This window comes from Kocuria sp. KKT182, assembly GCF_055635395.1.
In genome coordinates this window covers 3,488,735-3,511,788 of record NZ_CM145757.1, presented here as the reverse complement: position 1 = coordinate 3,511,788, position 23,054 = coordinate 3,488,735, and the positions used below count along the sequence as shown (strand labels likewise).

General features: G+C 72.1%; 21 protein-coding genes and 1 pseudogene. 9 read left to right on the top strand and 13 right to left on the bottom strand.

The window, feature by feature from the left end:
- The first annotated feature begins 41 nt into the window (after window positions 1-41).
- The 4 genes from glsA to ACZ2G1_RS16360 all read left to right on the top strand — a co-directional run bounded on the left by glsA (window position 42) and on the right by ACZ2G1_RS16360 (window position 4,528).
- The gene (gene glsA / locus ACZ2G1_RS16375) at window positions 42-1,913 is read left to right on the top strand and encodes a glutaminase A (protein ID WP_017832007.1); all 1,872 of its coding nucleotides are present in this window, start codon (window positions 42-44) and stop codon (window positions 1,911-1,913) included.
- A gap of 43 nt (window positions 1,914-1,956) precedes the next feature.
- The gene (locus tag ACZ2G1_RS16370) at window positions 1,957-2,601 is read left to right on the top strand and encodes a hypothetical protein (RefSeq protein ID WP_017832008.1); all 645 of its coding nucleotides are present in this window, start codon (window positions 1,957-1,959) and stop codon (window positions 2,599-2,601) included.
- A gap of 291 nt (window positions 2,602-2,892) precedes the next feature.
- Window positions 2,893-3,507, top strand: coding sequence for a DUF47 domain-containing protein (locus ACZ2G1_RS16365; RefSeq protein ID WP_095650880.1), 615 nt, complete (start codon window positions 2,893-2,895; stop codon window positions 3,505-3,507).
- Window positions 3,508-3,511: 4 nt separating this feature from the next.
- On the top strand, window positions 3,512-4,528 hold the full coding sequence (locus ACZ2G1_RS16360; protein WP_035926070.1) for an inorganic phosphate transporter: 1,017 nt from the start codon (window positions 3,512-3,514) through the stop codon (window positions 4,526-4,528).
- A gap of 139 nt (window positions 4,529-4,667) precedes the next feature.
- Here the strand turns inward: ACZ2G1_RS16360 and pstB are convergent, their stop codons facing one another.
- The 4 genes from pstB to pstS form a co-directional block, all read right to left on the bottom strand.
- On the bottom strand, window positions 4,668-5,447 hold the full coding sequence (gene pstB, locus ACZ2G1_RS16355; protein WP_095650878.1) for a phosphate ABC transporter ATP-binding protein PstB: 780 nt from the start codon (window positions 5,445-5,447) through the stop codon (window positions 4,668-4,670).
- Window positions 5,448-5,504: 57 nt separating this feature from the next.
- On the bottom strand, window positions 5,505-6,638 hold the full coding sequence (gene pstA / locus ACZ2G1_RS16350; protein ID WP_017832012.1) for a phosphate ABC transporter permease PstA: 1,134 nt from the start codon (window positions 6,636-6,638) through the stop codon (window positions 5,505-5,507).
- Entirely contained in the window at window positions 6,638-7,573 is a 936-nt protein-coding gene (pstC, locus tag ACZ2G1_RS16345; RefSeq protein WP_017832013.1) for a phosphate ABC transporter permease subunit PstC, read from the bottom strand. Before pstC ends, pstA begins: the two co-directional genes overlap by 1 nt.
- Window positions 7,574-7,748: 175 nt before the next feature.
- The gene (gene pstS / locus ACZ2G1_RS16340; RefSeq protein WP_470377160.1) at window positions 7,749-8,864 is read right to left on the bottom strand and encodes a phosphate ABC transporter substrate-binding protein PstS; all 1,116 of its coding nucleotides are present in this window, start codon (window positions 8,862-8,864) and stop codon (window positions 7,749-7,751) included.
- Between the two features lie 303 nt (window positions 8,865-9,167).
- Here pstS and ACZ2G1_RS16335 point away from each other — a divergent pair, with 303 nt between their 5' ends.
- Window positions 9,168-10,316: an aromatic acid exporter family protein gene (locus ACZ2G1_RS16335; RefSeq protein ID WP_368796919.1), complete on the top strand. Its 1,149-nt coding sequence runs from the start codon at window positions 9,168-9,170 to the stop codon at window positions 10,314-10,316.
- Between the two features lie 28 nt (window positions 10,317-10,344).
- Here the strand turns inward: ACZ2G1_RS16335 and ACZ2G1_RS16330 are convergent, their stop codons facing one another.
- From ACZ2G1_RS16330 to arsB, 3 genes and pseudogenes are all read right to left on the bottom strand, one after another.
- The gene (locus ACZ2G1_RS16330) at window positions 10,345-10,773 is read right to left on the bottom strand and encodes an arsenate reductase ArsC (protein WP_255219573.1); all 429 of its coding nucleotides are present in this window, start codon (window positions 10,771-10,773) and stop codon (window positions 10,345-10,347) included.
- A gap of 18 nt (window positions 10,774-10,791) precedes the next feature.
- A pseudogene (locus tag ACZ2G1_RS16325) lies at window positions 10,792-11,229 on the bottom strand (arsenate-mycothiol transferase ArsC); the annotation flags it as partial.
- Complete coding sequence (gene arsB, locus ACZ2G1_RS16320; protein WP_095650877.1) at window positions 11,207-12,298, bottom strand: ACR3 family arsenite efflux transporter; 1,092 nt, start codon at window positions 12,296-12,298, stop codon at window positions 11,207-11,209. The pseudogene ACZ2G1_RS16325 and the gene arsB, both read right to left, overlap by 23 nt.
- Before the next feature lie 84 nt (window positions 12,299-12,382).
- On the opposite strand from arsB, the gene ACZ2G1_RS16315 reads away from it, so the two are divergent.
- The 3 genes from ACZ2G1_RS16315 to disA are packed head-to-tail and all read left to right on the top strand — an operon-like array spanning window position 12,383 to window position 15,330.
- Window positions 12,383-12,769: an ArsR/SmtB family transcription factor gene (locus tag ACZ2G1_RS16315; protein ID WP_017832018.1), complete on the top strand. Its 387-nt coding sequence runs from the start codon at window positions 12,383-12,385 to the stop codon at window positions 12,767-12,769.
- A gap of 49 nt (window positions 12,770-12,818) precedes the next feature.
- Window positions 12,819-14,246: a DNA repair protein RadA gene (gene radA, locus ACZ2G1_RS16310; RefSeq protein WP_035926054.1), complete on the top strand. Its 1,428-nt coding sequence runs from the start codon at window positions 12,819-12,821 to the stop codon at window positions 14,244-14,246.
- 7 nt (window positions 14,247-14,253) lie between these two features.
- Entirely contained in the window at window positions 14,254-15,330 is a 1,077-nt protein-coding gene (gene disA / locus ACZ2G1_RS16305; RefSeq protein ID WP_470377159.1) for a DNA integrity scanning diadenylate cyclase DisA, read from the top strand.
- 16 nt (window positions 15,331-15,346) lie between these two features.
- Here the strand turns inward: disA and ACZ2G1_RS16300 are convergent, their stop codons facing one another.
- A complete protein-coding gene (locus tag ACZ2G1_RS16300) occupies window positions 15,347-16,018 on the bottom strand; it encodes a hypothetical protein (protein ID WP_470377158.1) in 672 nt (223 codons plus the stop codon).
- Between the two features lie 120 nt (window positions 16,019-16,138).
- Here ACZ2G1_RS16300 and ACZ2G1_RS16295 point away from each other — a divergent pair, with 120 nt between their 5' ends.
- A complete protein-coding gene (locus tag ACZ2G1_RS16295; RefSeq protein WP_470377157.1) occupies window positions 16,139-17,116 on the top strand; it encodes an HhH-GPD family protein in 978 nt (325 codons plus the stop codon).
- Here the strand turns inward: ACZ2G1_RS16295 and ACZ2G1_RS16290 are convergent.
- The 5 genes from ACZ2G1_RS16290 to lysS all read right to left on the bottom strand — a co-directional run bounded on the left by ACZ2G1_RS16290 (window position 17,100) and on the right by lysS (window position 23,036).
- A complete protein-coding gene (locus ACZ2G1_RS16290) occupies window positions 17,100-17,627 on the bottom strand; it encodes an amino-acid N-acetyltransferase (protein WP_035926048.1) in 528 nt (175 codons plus the stop codon). The genes ACZ2G1_RS16295 and ACZ2G1_RS16290 overlap by 17 nt on opposite strands.
- Before the next feature lie 132 nt (window positions 17,628-17,759).
- A complete protein-coding gene (locus ACZ2G1_RS16285) occupies window positions 17,760-20,324 on the bottom strand; it encodes an ATP-dependent Clp protease ATP-binding subunit (RefSeq protein WP_035926045.1) in 2,565 nt (854 codons plus the stop codon).
- Window positions 20,325-20,628: 304 nt separating this feature from the next.
- On the bottom strand, window positions 20,629-20,961 hold the full coding sequence (locus ACZ2G1_RS16280; RefSeq protein WP_017832025.1) for a histone-like nucleoid-structuring protein Lsr2: 333 nt from the start codon (window positions 20,959-20,961) through the stop codon (window positions 20,629-20,631).
- Between the two features lie 260 nt (window positions 20,962-21,221).
- The gene (locus tag ACZ2G1_RS16275) at window positions 21,222-21,437 is read right to left on the bottom strand and encodes a hypothetical protein (RefSeq protein ID WP_017832026.1); all 216 of its coding nucleotides are present in this window, start codon (window positions 21,435-21,437) and stop codon (window positions 21,222-21,224) included.
- Window positions 21,438-21,512: 75 nt separating this feature from the next.
- A complete protein-coding gene (lysS, locus tag ACZ2G1_RS16270; protein WP_470377156.1) occupies window positions 21,513-23,036 on the bottom strand; it encodes a lysine--tRNA ligase in 1,524 nt (507 codons plus the stop codon).
- Window positions 23,037-23,054: the final 18 nt, after the last annotated feature.

Sequence of the window (23,054 nt, the reverse complement as noted above, 5' to 3'; positions counted from 1 at the left end):
AGTCCCGTGCCACCCATGCCGATTCGACCGGAGGACCGACCGTGCCGCACCCGAGCACCGAGGAAGAAGCACGCACGGAGACGGAGCTCTTCGGTCCGTCGGCCGTCACCGAGTACCTCGAGCAGGTGGTGGAGCAGCTGCGGGACGTCCGCGGCGGCGAGCCCAGCTCCTCCATCCCCGCCCTGGCACAGGCCGACACCGAGCGCTTCGGCGTCGTCATCGCCACCGCGGACGGCCACGTGTACGAGGCCGGCAGCACCCGGGACGAGTTCAGCATCCAGTCGATCTCCAAGGCGTTCACCTACGCGCTCGCCGTGTCCGACCTCGGGGCGGAGGCGGTGCACGCGAAGATGGACGTGGAGCCGAGCGGGGACGCCTACAACGAGATCTCCCTCCAGCCCGGCACGGGGCGCCCCGCCAACCCGATGATCAACGCCGGTGCGATCGCCTCCACGTGGCTCGTCCCCGACAGCGACCGCGACCTGCGCCGGGACCGGATCCGCGAGGCCTACTCGCGGTGCGCGGGCCGGGACCTGGCGATCAGTCCCGAGGTCCTCGCCCAGGAGCACGCCGCCGGGGACCGCAACCGCGCCCTCGGCTACCTCCTGGCCTCCGCCGGGATCATCGAGGGGGACCCGACCCAGGCCCTCGAGGACTACTTCGCCCAGTGCTCGGTGCTGATCACGTGCCGCGACCTCGCCCTGATGGGCGCGACCCTCGCCAACGGCGGCACCAACCCGCTGACCGGGGACGAGGTCTTCGACGTCGACACGGTCTCCCGGGTGCTGTCCGTGATGAGCTCCTGCGGCATGTACGACGACGCCGGCGAGTGGATGGTCCGGGTGGGCCTGCCCGCGAAGTCAGGGGTGGGCGGCGGCATCATCGCCGTCCTGCCCGGGGAGCTGGCCGTGGCGACCTTCTCCCCTGCGCTGGACCGGCACGGCAACAGCGTGCGCGGGGTGCTCGCCTGCGAGCGGCTCTCCCAGGACCTCGACCTGCACTTCACCCACACCGCCCGCGTGGCCCGCTCCACGGTGCGCGCCAGCTACCCGATCGACCAGTCCCCCTCCCTGGTCCGCCGCAACGCCGAGGCCGAGGCGGTGCTGGCCGACCACGGCAAGGACGCCGTCGTCGTGGAGCTCCAGGGCGACCTGCTGTTCACGGGCACGGAAACCGCGATCCGCACCGTCCGCGACGTCGCCTACGAGGCCTCGTACGTGGTGGTGGACATGCGCCGGGTGGACGTGATCGCGGAGTACGCGATGCCGCTCCTGGCCAAGACCCGGGCCGAGCTGCAGGCGGCGGGCCGCACCGTGGTGGCGGTGGCCACGGACCCGGGCTTCGCCGGCTCCTTCGGGGGCGAACCGCCGCTCGAGGTGTTCCCCAGCCGGGCCGCGGCCATCAAGTGGGTCGAGGACCGGCTGCTCGAGGAGCACGGCGGCCCGGAGTGCACCCCGTCCCGGGTGAAGCCCGTGGAGTCCGAGCTGTTCTCCCGGCTGGACCCCGAGGACGCCCGGGACCTCCGCGCCCGGACCGTCGAGCGGACGTGGGCGGCCGGGGAGAACATCCTGCGCACGGGGCAGAACTTCGCCGGCATCCACCTCATCGTCAGCGGCAGCGTGTCGATGTCCCTGCGCACGCCCACCGGCGAGCGGATCGAGCTGCAGGTCCTCGGCCCGGGGATGAGCTTCGGGGAGCTGGCCCTCGGCACCGGGAACAAGCAGCACGCGACCCTGAGCGCCGTCACCGACGTCACCGCGCGGGTGCTGCTCCCGCAGGCGCTCGCGGAGCTCGAGCAGGAGGAGCCCGCCCTGGGGCTGCGGCTGTGGAAGGCGCTGGCCCGGGACGGCTTCGAGCAGACCGACCAGCAGTGGCGGGACGCGGCGGTGCACGCCTCGACCAGCGACTGGTGAGCGCTCCGTGGCCCGCCGCGGGCCACGGCCGTACGCTGGACGCATGAGCGACGCGCCCCGCCACCACAAGCCGGTGAAGTTCTCCCCGGAGCAGTTCGAAGCGCACGAGGGCGGCCCCGACCCGGCCCGCGTGTCCGAGGCGGCCCACCTCGCCGCCCACGCCCTGGTCTCCCGCGGGCGCGCCAGCGACGATCCCGAGATCAGCCGGCGGCTCATCGAGCTGACCGACGAGCAGGGCCTGGAGGGGATCGCCGAGATGTGGGCCGAGGCCCCGGCGGTGTCCCTGCCCGGGGCCCTCTGGCGGCTCTACGCCCTGCGGGCGGGGGTGCGCAAGGACCCGGTGCGGATGGGCCGCTACTTCACGGCGGGACGGGGCACCGCGCAGGTCTCGCACGTGGTGGCCGGCGTCGCGGAGCCCCCCGGGGCGGACGAGATCACCTCGATGGCGGACGCGATCCTCTCCGGCGCGTTCAACGGGGAGTTCGACGTCGCCCTGGACCGGTTCGCGGCCTTCTGCCGCGTGATCGCCCTCGGCCGGATCCGGCTGGCGGACACCGGGCAGATGCCGGTCGTGGACCCGGACGCGGCCCGGGCGCCGAGCACCGTGGCCCTCACCCAGCGGCTCGAGCGGACCGCGGAGGAGCTCGAGGCCGCGGCGCACCAGTGGCGCCGCGGCCACCTCGACTGAGCCCCGCCGTCCGGGCGTGCGGAGGTCCCGCCGTGCGGGAGCCCACAGCCGCAGGACTTGGCCCCACGAGCACGTCGACTACCATGGAACCCAGGTGCCGGGCCGCGGCAGCCCCGGGCTCCATCACATAGCCGCCACGAGCGGCCTTCCGCCGAGAGGCGCTCCCGGTCCGGCACCGCCCCCTCCTCCTTCCGGGACCACGGGCCGCCCCCGGGCCGCCCGGCGGCCCCATGTACAGTGGGATCCGCCGTGCTCCGCGGCGCAGGTCACGACGCCCAGGACGGTCAACACATGGCGCTTCGCATCTTCCCGGAGGACGAGCTGGTCCTGGACCTGCTGGCCGACATGTCGGGACAGGTGACGGAGACCGTGCGGCTCCTGTCCGAGCTGATGGGCTCCCCCGAGACGGACACCGCGACCCTCGACGCGATCCGCGAGTGCGAGGCCCGCTCCACCGACCTGTACTTCTCCGTGATGACCACGGTGCGCTCCACGTTCGTGATCCCCATCCCCCGGCAGGACGTCTACATCCTGGGCCACTGGCTCAACAAGGCCGCGGAGGAGCTGCTGGCGGTCGCGGAGGCGCACGTCGCCTACGCCCTCAGCCGGCCGCCCTCCTACGCCACGGACCAGCTCGGGGTGATCGAGCGGATGTCCGAGCTGACCACCCGGGCGATGCGCGACCTCGGCAGCCTCCAGGGCCTGGACGACTACTGGTACGAGATGCTCCGGCTGGGCAAGCAGTCCGAGCGCATCTACCAGCTGCACATGGGCCACCTGCTCGAGAACCACAAGGCGATCCCCGCGATGCGGCGCGAGCGCGCCGTCCGGCGCTTCGCCGGGGCCGCCCGGGCCCTGGTGCGGGTCTCGACCGAGGTGGGCCGCATCGTCGTGGCGGAGTCCTGAGCCCGTGCTGACGGCCCTGACCGTCCTCGGGATCGCCCTGGCCGTGACCCACACCGTCGTCAACGGTTTCCACGACGCCCCCAACGCCCTCGCCCTGCCGGTGCGCTTCCGCGCGCTCACGCCCCGGGTGGGCCTGGTGTTCACCGCCCTCGTCAACGTCGCCGGCGTGTGGGCCGCCGCGTACCTGCTCGCGGACTGGGTCATCACGGGCGTCCCCGTGCCGCACAGCGTGGTGGGCTCCGCGACGATCGTCTGCGCCCTGGTGACCACGATCGGCTGGAACCTGCTCACGTGGCGGTGGGGCATGCCCAGCTCCTCGACCACGGCACTGGCCGGCGGGCTGCTCGGCGCCCTGCTGGGCGCCCGCGCCGTGGGGCTCCCGGCGGTGGACCCGCTCACGGCCACGGCCTTCTACCAGGTCGTCGTGCCCCTGGTGCTGGCGCCGCTGGTCGCCTACGCCGCGGCCTGGGTGCTCGTGGTCCCCCTGCTGCACCTGCTGCGGCACTCGGAGCCGGACGCCACCACGTTCCGCTCCCGGCTCGTCCTGGCCATCGGGGCGGCGGCCGTCTCCTTCGGGCACGGCATCCACCACGGCCGCCGAGCCGTCTGGGTCCTCGCCACGCTGCTGCTGTGCGCCGGCCTCCAGGACCCGCTGGCGGGCGGGGCCGGCCCCTGGCTGTTCCTGCTCGTGGCGACCGGACTGGCCGTGGGCACCCTGTTCGGGGCCTGGCGGATCGCCTACACCCTGTCCTCCCGGATGATCACGATCGACCCGTTCCGCGGCGCGGTGGCCCAGGGCGTGGCCGGGTCCCTGCTGTTCCTGGGCGGGACGCTGATCCCCGTGCCGATGTCCACGTCCCAGACCACGGCCGCCGCGATCCTGGGCGCGGGACGGCAGCAGCGCTTCCACACGGTCAACGTCCGGGTGGTGCGGCGGGTCCTGCTGGTGTGGGTCCTCACCGTCCCGGCCTGCGGCGTGCTCTCCGGGACGCTCCTGCTCGCCCTCTCACCGCTGCTCTAGACGCCGCGGCGGCGCCGCCGCGGGCCCCGGGCCGCCGGCCCCGGAGCATTGCCTGCCGGGGCGGACGCACCGACGACGACGGGCGCCGGTCGCCTCCGCGGAGGTGACCGGCGCCCGTCGTCGTCGGTGCCGGGGCGGCTCAGCCGAAGCGGCCGGAGACGTAGTCCTCCGTCTGCTTCTCCCGGGGGTTGCTGAAGATCTCGGAGGTGGGGCCGTACTCGATGAGCTTGCCCGGCTTGCCGGTGCCCTGGATGTTGAAGAACGCGGTCCGGTCCGAGATCCGCGCGGCCTGCTGCATGTTGTGGGTCACGATCACCACGGTGTAGTCCTGCTTGAGCTCGTTGATCAGGTCCTCGATCGCGAGCGTGGAGATCGGGTCCAGGGCGGAGGCCGGCTCGTCCATGAGGATCACGTCCGGCTTGACCGCGATCGCCCGGGCGATGCACAGGCGCTGCTGCTGGCCGCCGGAGAGGCTCGAGCCGGGCTTGTCGAGGCGGTCCTTGACCTCGTTCCACAGGTTGGCGCCCTGCAGGGAGCTCTCCACGAGCGCGTCGGCGTCACCGCGCGAGATCCGCTTGCTGTTGAGCTTCACGCCCGCGAGCACGTTGTCGCGGATGGACATGGTGGGGAACGGGTTGGGGCGCTGGAAGACCATCCCGATCATGGAGCGCACCACCACGGGGTCCACGCCGGGGCCGTAGAGGTCCTCCCCGTCGAGGAGCACCTGGCCCTCGGCGCGGGCGCCGGGAATGACCTCGTGCATGCGGTTGAGGGTGCGCAGGAAGGTCGACTTGCCGCAGCCGGACGGGCCGATGAACGCGGTCACCGACCGGGCGTCGATCCCCATGCCGACGTCCTCGACGGCCAGGAAGTCGCCGTAGTAGACATTGAGGTGGTCGACGTCGATTCGCTTGGACATGTGTGTTCCTTGCTTCTTTCTCGCAGGGGTGCGTGCGGGATCGGGGTGCGGGGCGCGTCAGCGGCCGGCGACCTTGGGGGCGAACGCCCTCGCGACCAGTCGGGCGACGAGGTTGAGCAGCATCACGATCAGGATCAGCAGCAGCGCCGCGGCCCACGCCCGCTGCTGCGAGGGGTCCGGGCTCGTCGGGGACGTGGGCGTCATGATCTGGTAGTAGATGAACGTGGGCAGCGTGGTCATCCACCCGGAGAACGAGTTCCAGTTGATGGCGGTCGCGAAGCCGGCGGTGACGAGCAGCGGAGCGGTCTCCCCGATGACCCGGGCGATCGCCAGGGTCACGCCGGAGGCGATCCCGGAGATCGCCGTGGGGATGACCACCTTGAGGATCGTCCGCCACTTGCGCACGCCCAGGGCGTAGGCGGCCTCGCGGAGCTCGTTGGGGACGATCTTCAGCATCTCCTCGGTGTTCTTCACGACCGTGGGGATCATCAGCACGGTCAGCGCGACCGCCGCGACGAAGCCGAAGCGGGTGGACGGGCCGAACAGGAGGCCGAAGAGGGCCGCGGCGAACAGGCCGGCCACGATGGAGGGGATGCCCGTCATGACGTCCACGAAGAACGTGATGCCCCGCCCCAGCCAGCCGCCCCGCGAGTACTCCACGAGGTAGATGGCCGTCAGCAGGCCGATCGGGACCGACAGCAGGGTGGCCCAGAAGGTGATGGACACGGTGCCCACGATCGCGTGGTACGCACCGCCCAGCACCGGGCCGTCCCCGGCGGCCGCGGCGTTGTCCGTGGCGCCGGTGACACCGTTCATGGACGTCAGCAGCAGGTTGGAGGTCAGCCCGGGGAGCCCGTTGGCGAGCACCGTCCAGATCACGGAGATCAGCGGGATCACCGCGAGGACGAAGGCCGTGTAGACGAGGTAGGTCATCAGGGAGTCCGCGCCCTTGCGCCCGCCCTCGATCATCGAGACGACGATCGGCGCGGCGACCAGGAAGACCGCGGCGGCGAGGACGGCCCAGAGGGCCGTGGAGAAGCCCAGGAGCGCCGCGAGGGCGGCGCCCACCACCACGGCGCCGGCACCGATCACGGGCACCAGCCACTTCGGCTTCTGGTTGCGGGTGAGCATCGACCGGCGGGGCGAGGACGGGCGCACGGGCGTGGGACTGCGGAAGGCGGTGGAGGACATCAGTTGGCTCCCGAGAATTCCTTGTAGCGGGCGACGATGGCGCGGGCGATCATGTTCACGACCAGGGTGATCACGAAGAGGATCAGTCCGGCGGCGATGAGCTCGGACAGCCGCAGGCCGTAGGCCTCCGGGAAGTTGAGGGCGATCTCCGCCGCGATGGTCTGGTTGCCGGACTGAACGAGGGACGCGGTGAGCGGTCCGCTCGAGAGCACCAGGGCCACCGCCATGGTCTCACCCAGCGCGCGCCCCAGGGCGAGCATCACCGCGGAGATGATGCCGGGGCGGGCGAAGGGCAGCACCGTCATCCGGATCATCTCCCACCGGGTGGCGCCGAGGGCCAGCGCCGCCTCCTCGTGGAGCTTCGGGGTCTGCACGAACAGCTCCCGGGACATCGCCGTGATGATCGGCAGGATCATGATGGCCAGCACGATCCCGGCCGTGAGCATGGTCTTGCCGGTCTGGGAGGCGGGGCCGCCGAAGATCGGGACGAACCCGAGGTTGGTCGAGAGCCAGTCGTAGAAGGGCACCACCGAGGAGGCCAGGACCGTGGTGCCCCAGGCTCCGTAGATCACCGACGGGATCGCCGCCAGCAGGTCGATGACGTACCCCACGGGCTTGGCGATCCGTGCCGGCGCGTAGTGCGAGATGTACAGGGCCACCAGCACGCCGATCGGGGTGGCGATCACCAGGGCGATCACGGCCGCGATCACCGTGCCGATGACCATCGGCCAGATGTAGGACCAGAAGCCGGCCCCGCCGGAGATCTCCTCGGCCGGGGCCTGGAAGGTGGGCAGCGCCTGCAGGAACAGGAACAGCGCCACGGCCGCCAGGACGGCGAGGATCAGCACGCCGGCCCCGAGGCTGAGCCCGGAGAAGATCGAGTCGCCCGCCTTGCCGCCGGCGGCGGTCTTCCTGGTGGTGACGGTGGTGGACATGTCGGGTGCCCCTTCGATTGCCTGACACGGATGGCGCCGGGACGGGGTGGTGCCCCGGCGCGTGGGTCCGGTGACGCGCCTCACGGGGAAGGCGCCTCACACACGAATGTCCCGTTCGGCGCGGGCACGGGCGGAAGGGCCCGGGCCCGCACCGAACGGGACCAGCAGAACTGGATCAGCCGGCGACCGTGATCTGGTCGATCGCCTCCTGCGCGGCGGTGCGCAGGCTCTCGGACATGGGAGCGGAACCGGCGGCCTCGGACGCCGCCTGCTGCCCCTCCTCGCTGATGACGTACTCGCCGAACGCCTTCGCGAGGTCAGCGGTCTCCTGGGAATCGTACTGCGGGCAGAAGATCTCGTAGGACACGAGCACGATCGGGTAGGTCCCGGACTCGGTGGTGTCGCGCTCCAGGTCCATCGCCATGTCGTACTCGGCGCGGCCCTCGACCGGGGAGGAGTTCTCGACGGCGGCGGAGGCGGCCTCCGGGGAGTAGTTCACATACTCCTCGCCGACGCCCACGGCCACGGTGCCGAGGTCGCCCACGGCGGAGGCGTCCGCGTAGGTGATGGCGCCCTCGGTGGCGCCGGCGGACTGGACCACGCCGGCGGTGCCCTTGTTGTTCTCCGCGGCCCACTGGGACGGCCAGTTGCCGGAGACCTCCTCGGTCCACACCCCGGGGGCGGCCGCGGCCAGGTACTCCTGGAAGTTCTCGGTGGTGCCGGACTCGTCGTTGCGGTGCACCACGGTGATCGGGGTCTCCGGCAGCTCCGCGTCGGGGTTCTGCTCGGCGATCGCGGGGTCGTTCCACTCGGTGATCTCGCCGGTGAAGACCTGGGCGATGGTCTCGCCGTCCATGTTCACGGTGTCGACGCCGGGCAGGTTGAAGGCCACCGCGATCGGGGAGATGTAGGCCGGGACGTGGAAGCCGCCGTCGGGGCCGCAGACCTCCTTCGACGCCTCGTACTCCTCGTCGTCGAGGTAGGCGTCGGAGCCCGCGAAGTCCGCCCCGCCGGCGATGAAGGCCTCGCGGCCGGCACCCGAGCCGTCCGGGGAGTACTGCACCGTGGCCTCGGGGTTGGCCTCCTGGAAGCCGTTCTGCCACGCGGTCATGGCGGCCTGCTGCGAGGACGCGCCGATACCCGTCAGCGTGCCGGAGACGCCGGCGCCGGCGGCCGAGGTCTCGGTGGAGCCGGAGCCTTCGCCCGTGGCGTTGTCCGAACCGCACGCGGTGAGCGCGAGCGAGCCGATGGCGAGAACGGCTGCGGAACGGCCGAGGTGGGAAACCTTCACTTGAGTAGCCCCTTCAGATCACAGTGGTGCCCCGTCGAGGGGCCGTCGTTCGATGTGGCGCCGACAGAGTTCCGGGCCGGTGCGAGAGGTGGATCTGCGGGCGGGCCGCGGACCTCTCACCGAGAGACGCTAGGGAGCGCAGGTGGCCAGATTGGCCCGTGAAGGTGAACGGAGGGTGAACACCGCCCCCCGCAGCCGTGCCGTCGTTGCACATCTCACACCGCGCCCACCCGATCCCGGCCCGGCGCGGGGGCTCCGGCCCCCCGCACCGGCGGTCCCGTGCTGCTCGCCTAGGATGGCCCCATGCAGCCAGGCAACCGTGCGCGAGCCGCGGCCCGCGCGGTGCGCAGCCGCACCCGGATCGGTGTGACGCGGGTCCGGACGGGGCTGCTCCAGAGCTTCCAGATCACGGTCGCCAGCGTCGGCGCCTACGTGATCGCGGAGCAGCTGCTGGGCCACTCCGGGCCCATCTTCGCGGCCACCGCGGCCCTGGTGGCCCTGGGCTTCGCGAAGGACGGGCTGCGCTACCGGCGGGTCCTCGAGGTCTCGATCGGCTGCACCCTCGGCATCGCCGTGGGGGACACGCTGATCCACGTCCTGGGCACGGGCGTCTGGCAGGCCGGCGTGGTCCTGATGACCTCGATCCTGCTCGCCCGCTTCCTGGACAACGGCACGCTGTTCACCACCCAGATGGGGCTGCAGTCGGTGCTCGTGGTCCTGCTGCCGCCGTCCCAGGACGGGGTCTTCGCGCGGTCCACGGACGCGGTCGTGGGCGGGCTGTGCGCCCTGGCCATGGCCTACTTCGTGCCCACGGACCCGCGGAGCCAGCCGCGCCAGGGCCTGCGGGCGCTCGTCGACGAGTTCTCCGGGGTGCTCCGGGAGGCGAGCCGGGCCATGGAGGACTACGACGCCACCGCCGCCTGGCACGCCCTCGTGCGTGCCCGGCAGACCCAGCCGCTGGTGGACTCGGTGACGTCCGGACTGAAGTCGGCCCTCGAGATCGCCACGGCCTCGCCGCTCTACCGCGGCCGCCGCGCGGAGGTCGAGGGGATCGCCCACTCCATCCGCTACCTGGACCTCGCCGTGCGCAACGCCCGGGTGCTCGCCCGCCGCCTCGCCTCCGTGCTCAACCACGTGACGCTCTCCGACGAGGCCGTGGCCGCCATGAGCGCCGCCCTCGAGGACCTCGCGGACGCCGTCGTCACCCTGGGCAACGCGCTCGCGGTGGCCTCCCCCGGCTCCCGGGAGAGCTACCTTCGCCAGGCCCGCAACGAGCTGGCGAACGTGGCCGGGCGCCTGCACCCCGGGCAGATGGGGGTGCGCACCATGGAGGGTGAGACCCTGGTGCTGGACATGCGCCCGATGGTCGTGGACCTGCTGGAGGCGGCCGGGATGACGCACGACGAGGCGCGGGACCAGCTCCCCCGGCTCGAGGGCTGGGACCGCGCCTGAGCCGGGACGGTCCCGGCCCCGAGGCCCCTCAGCCGGCGGTCTCGCCGGGCAGGAGCTCCGCGATCAGCTGCTGGATCCGGGCCCTGATCTCGTCCCGGATGGGGCGCACGGACTCCACGCCCTTCCCCGCCGGGTCCGCCAGCGCCCAGTCCTCGTACCGCTTGCCCGGGTAGAACGGGCACGCGTCCCCGCAGCCCATGGTGATGACCACGTCGGAGTCCTGCACGGCCTCGTCGGTGAGGACCTTGGGGGTCTCGGCGCTCATCTCGATGCCCTCCTCGGCCATCGCCGCCACGGCGGCCGGGTTCACGGAGTCCGCCGGCGCGGAGCCGGCCGAGCGCACCTCGATGCGCCCCCGGGAGAGGTGGCTGAGGTAGGCGGCGGCCATCTGCGAGCGCCCGGCGTTGTGCACGCACACGAACAGGACGCTGGGCCGGTCCGTGCGCTCCGCGGTCAGCTCGTCCAGCAGCCGCCGGACCCGGGTGTCGATGTCGTCGCGGACCAGGCGCATCCGCTCCGCGCCCTCGATGCCGAGGACGGAGGGCTCGTCGGTGTGCCAGGTCTCGATCGTTCCGGTCATCCCCTCGACCGGCTCGACCCTCGCCTCATCGCCCAGTACGACCACCCGGTCGACCCGGCGCAGCAGCTCGGGGTCGATGGGCTTCGGCGTTCCGGAGGACATGTCCGCACCGACCTCGGCGACCACCTCGGCGGACAGGGCGTTGATCTTGCTGCCGGGCTTCGTGCCGGCGGAGTGGACCTCTACCGCCCCACGGGCGTGGTGTTCCATGAGGGCGGCGGCCATCTGGGACTTGCCGCCGTTCTTGGCGCACACGAACAGGACGGAGGGCTGGGTGGTCTCGCTCAACGGTTGCTCCTGGATCTGGGGGTCAGCGGGTGGGGACGGTGGCATCGCCGGGGAAGAGCTTCCGGCCCACCCACAGGGACACGTAGACCAGCGCGACGAGCACGGGCACCTCGATGAGGGGGCCGACCACGCCCGCCAGGGCCTGTCCGGAGGTGACTCCGAAGGTGCCGATGGCCACGGCGATGGCGAGCTCGAAGTTGTTGCCGGCGGCGGTGAACGCCACGGTGGTGGACTTCGCGTAGTTCAGTCCCAGCGCCCGGGAGGCCAGCAGGGCCACCCCGAACATGAGGAAGAAGTAGACGACCAGGGGCAGGGCGATCCGGGCCACGTCCCAGGGGTTGGAGGTGATGGCGTCACCCTGCAGGGCGAAGAGCAGCACGATGGTGAACAGCAGCCCGTACAGGGCCCAGGGACCGAGCTTGGGCAGGAACGTGGTCTCGTACCACTCCCGGCCCCTGGCCTTCTCGCCCAGGGTGCGGGTGAGGAACCCGGCGACCAGCGGGATCCCGAGGAACACCAGGACGCTCAGCACGATCGACCACACCGAGAACTCGGCCGAGGTGGTGGGCAGGCCCAGCCAGGCCGGGAGGACCTGGAGGTAGAACCAGCCCAGGGCGCCGAAGGCGATGACCTGGAACACGGAGTTGACCGCCACCAGCACGGCGGCGGCCTCCCGGTCCCCGCAGGCGAGGTCGTTCCAGATCAGCACCATCGCGATGCAGCGGGCCAGGCCCACGATGATCAGCCCCGTACGGTACTCGGGCAGGTCGGGCAGGAAGATCCAGGCCAGGGCGAACATCAGCGCCGGCCCGACGATCCAGTTCAGCACCAGGGACGCCCCCATCAGGCGCTTGTCGCCGGCCACGCGGTGGGTCTCGTCGTAGCGGACCTTGGCCAGCACCGGGTACATCATCACCAGCAGCCCGATCGCGATGGGCAGCGACACCTCGCCGATCCGCACGGCCTCCAGGGCGGTGTTCAAGCCCGGGACGAAGCGACCGAGCAGCAGGCCGGCGACCATGGCCGCGATGATCCAGGCGGGCAGCCAGCGGTCGAGGAAGGACAGGTCCTTCATCACCCCGTGGGAGGCAGCGGAGGCGGTGGTGGTGCTCATGGGCGGGCGAACCTCTTCACATCGACGGGCATCTATCCCGCACAGTACGGGTCACATCGACGCCCGTCAATGTAGGATGGGGGGATGACTCCCGCTCCGGACCTCGACAGCACGGCCGACGCCGGGACCGCCGACCGGTGCGCCCCCGGCGCGCCGGCCACGGAGTGCTGCTCGCTCTCGGGCGGGCCCATGGGTCACGACGACGCCCGGCGCGTGGCGGGCCTGCTCAAGGCCCTGGCCGACCCCACCCGGCTGCGCCTGCTCTCCCACGTGGCCGCCCAGGGCTGCGACACCGTGTGCGTCTGCAGCCTCACGGACGACCTCGGCATCAGCCAGCCCACGGTCAGCCACCACATGAAGAAGCTCGTCGAGGCCGGGCTGCTCACCCGCGAGCAGCGGGGCAAGTGGGCGCACTACTCCGTGGTGCCCGGGGCGTTCGCGGAGCTGCGCGCCTTCCTCGACCTGCGCTGAGCCGGCCGCGGCGCTTCGGCCGTCCGAGGCGGCGGCTAGCCTGGACGCCATGAGCACCCGCACCCGCCGCAACTCCCCCGCCTACCGCTGCACCGAGTGCGGCTGGAGCACCGCCAAGTGGGTGGGCCGCTGCGGGGAGTGCCAGGCGTGGGGCACGGTCGAGGAGATCGGCGAGCACAAGGCCCGCACCACGGCTGCCCGGTCGATCGCCGAGCCCGCCCGTCCCATCGCCCAGGTGGACGCCACGGTGGCGGCCTCCGCGCCCACCGGGGTGCCCGAGCTGGACCGGGTCCTCGGCGGCGGACTGGTCCCCGGTGCGGTCGTGCTGATGGCGGGCGAGCCCGGGGTCGGGAAGTCGACGCTGCTGCTCGACGTCGCCGCCCGCTTCGCGGAGGGCGCGGGCGAGGGCACCCGCGACGTCCTCTACGTCACCGGCGAGGAGTCCGCGGCGCAGGTGAAGCTGCGCGCGGACCGGATCGACGCCGTGGCGCCCACCCTGTACCTCACCGCCGAGACGGACCTGGCCACGGCGCTGGGCCACATCGAGAAGATCTCCCCCCGCCTGCTCGTGGTCGACTCCGTGCAGACGCTGGCCAGCGCCGAGGTCGAGGGCTCCGCGGGCGGGGTGACGCAGGTCCGGGAGGTCGCCGCCTCCCTGATCGCCGCGGCCAAGAAGCGGAACATGACCACGCTGCTCGTGGGCCACGTGACCAAGGACGGCTCCATCGCCGGGCCGCGGCTGCTCGAGCACCTGGTGGACGTGGTGTGCCAGTTCGAGGGCGAGAAGCACTCCCGGATCCGGCTGCTGCGGGCGGTGAAGAACCGCTACGGCCCCACGGACGAGGTCGGCTGCTTCGACCTCACCGAGACCGGGATCACGAGCGTGGAGGACCCCTCGGGCCTGTTCGTCTCCCGCACGGCCCTGCCCGTCTCCGGCACGTGCCTCACGGTGACCCTGGAGGGCCGGCGGCCCCTGCTGGCCGAGGTGCAGGCGCTGCTGGACCGCTCCTCCACCGCCCAGCCCCGGCGGGCCACCGCCGGCCTGGACTCCCAGCGGGTCGCCATGCTGCTCGCCGTCCTGCAGCGGCGGGCCGGGGTGAACCTGGCCGGGCTGGACTGCTACGTCTCCACGGTCGGCGGGGTGAGGCTCACGGAGCCCTCCACCGACCTCGCCGTGGCCATGGCGCTGGCCTCGGCCGCGCAGGACCGGCCCCTGCCGCAGCGCCTGGTGTGCTTCGGGGAGGTGGGCCTGGCGGGCGAGGTGCGGCCCGTCCCGGGCATCGGGCGCCGCATCCAGGAGGTCGCCCGGCTGGGCTTCACCCACGCGGTCGTGCCCGCGAGCCCCACCGGCCCGGGCCCGGTCCCGGCGGGGTTCACCGTCCGGGAGGTGACCACCATCAGCGACGCCATGGAGCTGCTCTTCCCCCGGTCCGCCGCCGCGCCCGCCCGGAACCGGCAGACCGCCGCGGCCGTATGATGTGACCGTGGCGAAGACCCCTGAGAACGCACTGCGCAAGACGCTGGCCCGCATCGCACCCGGCACGGAACTGCGCACCGGTCTCGAGCGGATCCTGCGCGGGCGCACGGGCGGGCTGCTCGTGCTCGGCTTCGACCGCTCCGTCGAGGCCATCTGCTCCGGCGGCTTCGACATCGACACCGACTTCACCGCGCCCAGGCTGCGGGAGCTGGCCAAGATGGACGGCGCCATCATCTGCGACCGGGACGCCACCCGCATCCTCAAGGCGGGGGTGCAGCTCGTCCCCGACGCCTCGATCGGCACCACGGAGTCCGGCACCCGGCACCGCTCCGCGGAGCGCACCGCCAAGGAGACCGGGGTGCCGGTGATCTCCGTGAGCCAGTCCATGAGCGTCATCACGATCTACGTGGGCGAGACCAGGTACGCCATCGAGGGCTCCCAGTCGATCATGGCCCGCGCAAACCAGGCCCTGCAGACCCTCGAGCACTACAGCCACCGGATGGAGCAGGTGCTCGGCAACCTGTCCTCGCTCGAGATCGAGGCGTCCGTGACGGTGCGGGACGTGGCCCTGACCCTCCAGCGCATGGAGATGGTCCGGCGGATCTCCTCCGAGATCGGCTGGTACGTGCTCGAGCTCGGCGTGGACGGGCGGCTCATCGCGCTGCAGCTCGAGGAGCTCACCGCGGGCACCGGCCCGGGGCCGGACGTGGTGCTGCGGGACTACCTGCCCGACGGCACCCCCGTGGAGGGCATCGAGGAGGGGCTGGGGCGGCTCGCCGAGCTCACGCCCACGGAGCTCATCGACCTGCAGCGGATCGCGGTGTCGGTGGGTCTCGTCGAGCCGCAGGGCAGCCTCGAGACGGACCTGCACCCGCACGGCTACCGGCTGCTGGAGGGCATCAAGTCGATGCCCCGGGCGGTCGCCAACCGGCTGGTGCGCCAGTTCGACGGCCTGCAGTCCCTGATGGCCGCCAACCTGGAGGACCTCAAGGCGGTCGAGGGCATCGGCGAGCAGCGGGCCCGCACGGTGCGCGAGTCCCTCTCCCGGATGGCCGAGACCAGCCTGCTCGAACGCTTCATGTGAGCCGCGCGCGGCGCGCTCACTCCAGGACGAACGGCACCGGCTCCGCGGTGCGCTCCCCGAGGGACGTCACGAGACGGTAGTACCCGGCCTGGGCCTCGCCCCCCGCCTCCGCGCAGCCCTCGGCGGTGCGCAGGCGGTTCCACGTCAGCCGGGCAACCTTCTCCTGTCCGGGCTCGACCGTCACCTCCGCGTCCTCGGAGCCGGCCTGGCAGTGCCTGCTGTCGAAGACGGTGTCCGCCCCCGAGGTCACCTCGTAGACCATCTGGGACGTGCCCGCGTTGACGCGGCAGGGGTCCTCCCCGGTGTTCTCCAGGGTCAGCTCGAGGACCGGCTCGACGTCCTCCGGGTAGCTCTCCCGGTCCGTCGACGCCCGCACGGCGAGGTCGGGGCCGCACTCCTCGACCGGCCCCTCCGTGGCGGGCGCGGACGCGGACCCGGACGCGGACCCGGACGCGGACCCGGACGCCGACGCGCTCTCGTCCGGCCGCGGAGTGAAGTCCGCGAAGGGCTCCTCCGAGGCCGCGGCGGCCGAGGCGGTGGCGGCCTCCGGCGCCGGGACGTCCTCCGTCTCCCCGGAGCCGAGCATGCCCGCGACCGCGGAGACCAGTCCCACCGCCACGAGCACCAGCAGCACGCCCGCCGCGAGGGCCGCCACGAGCCGGCGGCGCCGGTACACCTCGGGGCTCAAGCGCCGGGATCCGGGGTCGCGGGGAGCTCGTCCGTCGTCGTCGTGACCGTTCCCCGACCGTCCGTGGGGGGTGCTCCCGGAACCCTTCTGCGCCATGCTCCCAGGCTACAGTGGACTGCGATGAGCTCCCCGCACACTGCCCCGACCGCCGCCGCGGAGCCCGCTCCGCCGGGCCTGCACCGGGCCGTGACCGACTGGTTCGACGACGCCGCCCGGGACCTGCCGTGGCGGGACCCGTCCTGCTCCCCGTGGGGGGTCATGGTCAGCGAGTTCATGCTCCAGCAGACGCCCGTGGTGCGCGTGCTGCCCGTGTGGCGGGCGTGGATGCAGCGCTGGCCGCGGCCCGCGGACCTCGCGGCGGAGAGCACCGGGGAGGCCGTGCGCGCCTGGGGCCGGCTCGGCTATCCGCGGCGGGCCCTGCGGCTGCACGCGGCCGCCGTCGAGATCACCGAGCACCACGGGGGCCGGGTGCCGGCCGCGCACGAGCTGCTGCTGGCCTTGCCCGGGGTGGGCGCCTACACGGCCGCCGCGATCACGGTCTTCGCCTTCGGCGACCGGCAGACCGTGGTGGACACGAACATCCGTCGCGTGCACGCCCGGGTGGTCACGGGGCGGGCCCTGCCCTCGCGGTCGCTGACCGCCGCGGAGCTGCGCCTCGCGGAGGAGCTGATGCCCGCCGACGACGCCCTGGCCGTGCGCTGGAACCAGGCCGTGATGGAGCTCGGCGCCCTCGTCTGCACGGCCCGCTCCCCCCGCTGCGAGCAGTGCCCGGTGCGGGACGCGTGCGCGTGGGTCGCCGCGGGCCGGCCCGAGCCCGTCGAGGCGCCCCGCGGCCAGGCCTGGCACGGCACGGACCGCCAGGTCCGCGGGGCGATCATGGCCGTGCTGCGGGCCGGGTCCGCGCCGGTGCCGGCGCCCTCCCTCACGGGCCCCGTGGACGTCGGCACGGGCGCGGGACTGGCGCCGGAGGCCCTGCGGGCCCTGGACGCCCTGCACGGGCTGGGCGCCCCGGAGGAGCAGCGCCGGCGCGCCCTGGACGGGCTGCTGCGGGACGGGCTGGCCGCCGCGGGACCGTCCGGGGTCAGTCTTCCGGGCTGAGCTGGAGCAGCATCCGGGTGTTGCCGAGGGTGTTGGGCTTCACCCGGGCGAGGTCCAGGTACTCGGCGACGCCCTCGTCGTGCGAGCGCAGCAGCTCGGCGAACACGTCGGGGTGCACCTGGTTCTGGTTGGGCATGACCGCGAAGCCGTGCCGGCTGAAGAAGTCGACCTCGAAGGTCAGGCAGAACACGCGCGAGACCCCCACGGCGCGGGCCCGCTCGATCAGCCCGGCCAGCAGGGTGCGTCCCACCCCACGGCCCCGCCACTCGTCGGAGGTCGCCAGGGTGCGGACCTCGCCCAGGTCCTCCCACATCACGTGGAGGGCGCCGCAGCCGACGAGACCGGCCTGCTCGTCCCCGACCGCCTCCACCACCAGGAACTCCTGGATGCCCTCGTAGTAGGCGACCGTGTCCTTGTTGATCAGCACCCCGGCGCGCGCCAGGGGGGCCACGAGGTCCTTGATGGCGGGGACGTCGGAGGTGCGGGCGGGTCGGAGGCGCAGGTCGGTCACGACCCCCAGTGTACGCTTGCGAACTCCGCCGGCCCGCCGGAGCCTCTCTCCGTGACCGTCCCCACTTGGGCGGACGCCGAGGGGCCCGCCGCGCGGTTGCGCGACGGGCCCCTCGGCGGGCACCGGGCCGGCTCAGCCCTCGGAGCGGTTCTCACCGTCGCCGCGGGCGACGTCGACGTCCTCGAGGCCGCCCATCGGGTCGACCATGCCGTCGCCGGTGAGGTCGGACATCGGGGTGGAGGAGAAGGTCAGCTTCTCCGCGTCCCCCTCGCCCTCGGTGTCCACGAAGATCTTCTCCCCGGTGCTGATCTCCCCGAAGAGGATCTTCTCGGACAGCTGGTCCTCGATCTCCCGCTGCATGGTGCGGCGCAGCGGGCGGGCGCCCATGGACGGGTCGTAGCCCTTGCGGCTGACCCACCGCTTCGCGGCGTCGGAGAGCTCGATCGACATGCCCTGGTCGCGCAGCCGCTCCTGCAGCCGGGCCACGAACAGGTCCACGATCTGCACGATCTCGTTCTCGGTGAGCTGCGGGAAGACGATGATCTCGTCCACGCGGTTGAGGAACTCGGGCCGGAAGTGCTCCTTGAGCTCGTCCTGCACCTTCGCCTGCATGCGCTCGTAGTTGGACGCGGGGTCCACGCCGGTCTGGAAGCCGACCGGGACGGCACGGGAGATGTCCTTGGTGCCCAGGTTCGTGGTCATGATGATCACAGTGTTCTTGAAGTCCACCACCCGGCCCTGCGAGTCGGTCAGGCGACCGTCCTCGAGGATCTGCAGCAGCGAGTTGAACAGGTCCTGGTGCGCCTTCTCGACCTCGTCGAAGAGCACCACCGAGAACGGCTTGCGGCGCACCTTCTCGGTGAGCTGGCCGCCCTCCTCGTAGCCCACGTAGCCCGGAGGGGCGCCGAAGAGCCGGGAGACGGTGTGCTTCTCCTGGTACTCGGACATGTCCAGGGTGATGAGGGCGTCCTCGTCCCCGAACAGGAACTCCGCCAGCGCCTTCGCGAGCTCGGTCTTGCCGACGCCCGTGGGCCCGGCGAAGATGAACGACCCGCCCGGGCGCTTGGGGTCCTTCAGGCCCGCCCGGGTGCGGCGCATCGACCGGGAGAGCGCCTTGATGGCGTCGTCCTGGCCGATGATGCGCTTGTGCAGCTCGTCCTCCATGTGCAGGAGACGGCCCGTCTCCTCCTCGGTGAGCTTGTAGACGGGCACTCCCGTGGAGGCGGAGAGGACGTCGGAGATGACCTCGGGGGTCACCTCGGCGAGCTCGTCGCCGCCCTCGCGCCAGGCACGGTCCTTGTCGTCCCGCTCCGCGATGAGCTTCTGCTCCGTGTCGCGCAGCGAGGCGGCCTTCTCGTAGTCCTGACCGTCGATCGCGGCCTCCTTGAGCCGCTTGACCTCGACGATGCGGTCGTCGAGCTCCTTGATCTCCGGCGGGGCGGTCATCCGCTTGATGCGCAGGCGCGCACCGGCCTCGTCGATCAGGTCGATCGCCTTGTCCGGCAGGAACCGGTCGGAGACGTACCGGGCGGCCAGGTGCACCGCCGCCTCGAGGGCGTCGTCCGAGATCGAGACGCGGTGGTGCGCCTCGTACTTGTCGCGCAGGCCCTTGAGGATCTCCACGGCGTGCGCCTCGGAGGGCTCGTCCACCTGGATCGGCTGGAAGCGGCGCTCGAGAGCCGCGTCCTTCTCGATGTGCTTGCGGTACTCGTCGAGGGTCGTGGCGCCGATCGTCTGCAGCTCGCCCCGGGCCAGCATGGGCTTGAGGATCGAGGCGGCGTCGATCGCGCCCTCGGCCGCGCCGGCGCCCACGAGGGTGTGGATCTCGTCGATGAACAGGATGATGTCCCCGCGGGTGCGGATCTCCTTGAGCACCTTCTTGAGCCGCTCCTCGAAGTCGCCGCGGTAGCGGGAGCCCGCCACCAGGGACCCGAGGTCCAGGGTGTAGAGGTGCTTGTCCTTGAGCGTCTCCGGGACGTCGCCGCGCACGATGGCCTGGGCCAGGCCCTCGACCACCGCGGTCTTGCCCACGCCGGGCTCGCCGATCAGCACCGGGTTGTTCTTGGTGCGCCGGGAGAGGATCTGCATGACCCGCTCCATCTCGCGGAACCGCCCGATGACGGGGTCCAGCTTGCCCTCGCGGGCGGCCGCGGTGAGGTTGCGGCCGAACTGGTCCAGCACGGCCGAGCCCGCGGGCGTGCCCTCGGACTGGCCGGCCGAGCGCACACCGGCGCCCTCCTTCTCGGGGGTGCCCCCGCCCTGGTAGCCGGAGATCAGCTCCAGCACGGTGGAGCGCACCTTCTGGGGCTCCGCGCCGAGCTTGGTCAGCACCTGCGCCGCCACGCCCTCGCCCGCGCGGATGATGCCCAGCAGGATGTGCTCGGTACCGATGTAGTTGTGGCCGAGCTGGAGGGCCTCGCGCAGCGAGAGCTCGAGGACCTTCTTGGCCCGGGGGGTGAAGGGGATGTGCCCGGACGGGGCCTGCTGGCCCGGTCCGATGATGTCCTGGACCTGCTCGCGGGCGCCGGTGAGGGTGATGCCCATCGAGTCGAGCGCCTTGGCGGCCACTCCCTCGCCCTCGTGGATCAGCCCGAGCAGCAGGTGCTCGGTGCCGATGTAGTTGTGGTTGAGCATCCTGGCCTCTTCCTGGGCCAGCACCACGACCCGGCGGGCGCGGTCGGTGAAGCGTTCGAACATGGATACTCCTCAGTCGATGTCTGCACCCGATGCTACGCACCCGAGGGGGTGATCGGGGGGCTGTTCGCCACCGGCGAGAAGACCGGACGGCCGGGGCGCGGGCCGTCCCCGGAACAGCCCGGGGGAAATGCCGGTGTTCGCGTCCGCACCGGCAAAGGCGCAGGTCATCAAAAGAATGCCGGGGCATTTCGTGCCCGGGCCCCGCGGCGGCCGATAGGGGCACGAGCCCGGCGGAAGGAAAAGGGAAAGGAGGGACCGGCGGACCGGCCCCTCCTCTATTCCGCCGGACGCGGAACGCGCGCTCTTATTTGTGGGCGTCGTAGTACGCCTTCTGCACGTCCTGGTGAATACGGCCGCGGTCGGAGACCGGGTGGCCGTTCTCTCGGGCCCACTGCCGGATGGCGGCGGTGTCCGGATTGGACTTGCCGGTGGGCCGGGCCTGCTTGGACGTCTGCTTGCCCTGCTGGGCGCGCCGGGCCTTGGCGATGAAGGGCCGCACGGCGTCGCGCAGCTTGGCGGCGTTCTCCTCGGAGAGGTCGATCTCGTACTGCGCGCCGTCGAGGCCGAAGCGCACGGTCTCCTCCGCGGGCCCGCCGTCGAGGTCGTCCTCGAGAATGATCTGCACGGTCTGTGCCATAACTGGAACTCTCCTCCGCCTTTCGGCGCTCGTCTCTGCCCGGCCGCGCCGAGAGCGGCGCTTCCTGAGGCGGTGCTGATTCCCCGTGTGATACCGGATGATCCTGATCGTGAATTCCGGAGAACTCCGACGGACCCGAACACCCGGCGTCGTCGAGTTTATCCTACAATTACCGGGCGGAATTCAACAGCACGAAAAGGCGGACAAACAGGGCGCCAATTCGAATTCATTCGAAAGACGGTGCGGCGGGGGCCGGGAGCTCAGCGCTCCGTCCGGCGGCCGCGGCGCGGGGAGTGGCCGAACGGCAGGTCCTCGCCGTCGCGCTGCTTGAGCTCCTCGTACCAGCGCTCGGCGTCCTCCTGCGAGCGGGACTCGACGGCGCGCTCCGTGCGGTCGCCGCGGAAGATCCAGCGGAGGATGAACCAGAAGATGATGCCGATGCTGATCGAGGGCAGCAGGACAGCGATGTATTCCATGGGTGCGATTCTCCCGGGGAGATCTGGGCGGAGGCTGGGGACGGCGAGGGGCCGCGGCACGGCCGCGGCCCGGGCTCAGTCCTGCTCGGGCTTCATGAGGGGGAACAGGATGGTCTCCCGGATCCCCAGGTCGGTGAAGAGCATGATGAGCCGGTCCAGGCCCAGGCCCAGGCCGCCCATGGGCGGGGCGCCGTGCTCGAGGGCGCGCAGGAAGTCCTCGTCCAGCCGCATGGCCTCGTCGTCGCCGGCCGCGGCCCGGTGGGACTGCTCGGTGAGCCGCTCGCGCTGGACCACGGGGTCGATCAGCTCGGAGAACGCCGTGCCGCGCTCCATCCCCCCGATGATCAGGTCCCACGCCTCGATCAGGCCGTGCTCGGAGCGGTGCTGGCGGGCGAGCGGCTGCGCCGAGGGCGGGTAGTCGCACACGAAGGTCGGCTGGACCAGGGTGGGCTCCACGATCTCGCCGAACAGCTCGAGCACGTACTTCTCCGCATCCCACATCGGGCCGACGGGGACCTCGTGCTCCTCGGCGATCCGGTGCAGGGTCTCCACGGGGGTCTCCGGGGTGATCCGCTGCCCCACGGCCTCGGAGAGGGCGGGGTAGACGGACAGCCAGCGCCACTCCCCGCGCAGGTCGATCGTGCCCTTGTCCGTCTCGATGGTGTCGACGCCCAGGGCGTCGGCGCACGCGAGGATGATCTCCTTGATCCGCTCGGCCATCGTGAACTGGTCGGCGTAGGCCTCGTAGGCCTCCAGGGTGGTGAACTCGGGGCTGTGCGAGGAGTCGACGCCCTCGTTGCGGAAGACCCGCCCGATCTCGAAGACCCGCTCGATCCCGCCGACCACGGCGCGCTTGAGGTAGAGCTCCGTGGCGATGCGCAGGGTCATGTCCTGGTCGAACGCGTTGAGGTGCGTCTCGAACGGCCGGGCCGTGGCCCCGCCGTGCACGAGCTGCAGGATCGGCGTCTCGATCTCCACGTAGCCGCGCTCCACCAGGACGTTGCGCACCGTCTGGATGATCCGCGCCCGCTGCACGACGACGTCGCGGGCCTCGGGCCGGACGATGAGGTCGAGGTAGCGCCGGCGCACCCGGGTCTCCTCGCTGAGCTCGTTGTGCAGCGTGGGCAGGGGCCGGAGCGCCTTGGACGCCATGGTCCAGGCGTCGGCCATCACGGAGAGCTCGCCGCGGCGGGAGGCGATCACCTCGCCGTGCACGGCGACGAAGTCGCCGAGGTCCACGAGGGACTTCCACTCGCCCAGGGACTCCTCCCCCACCTTCGCCAGGGAGATCATCACCTGCAGGCGGGTGCCGTCCCCCTCCTGGAGGGTGGCGAAGCACAGCTTGCCGGTGTTGCGCACGAAGACCACGCGCCCGGCCACGCCGACGAACTGCCCGGTCTCCTCGCCGGGCTCGAGGTGGCCGTGGGCCTCCCGCACCTCGGCGAGGGTGTGCGTGCGCTCCACGCCCACGGGGTAGGCCTCCCGGCCCGACTCGAGGAGCCGGGCGCGCTTGGCGAGGCGGAACTGCATCTGGTCCGAGAGCTCGGCCTGCTCGGCCTCTGCCTGGGCGGTCGGGGAGGTGTTCTGCGCGTTGGTCACAGTTGTCCAGGATAACGG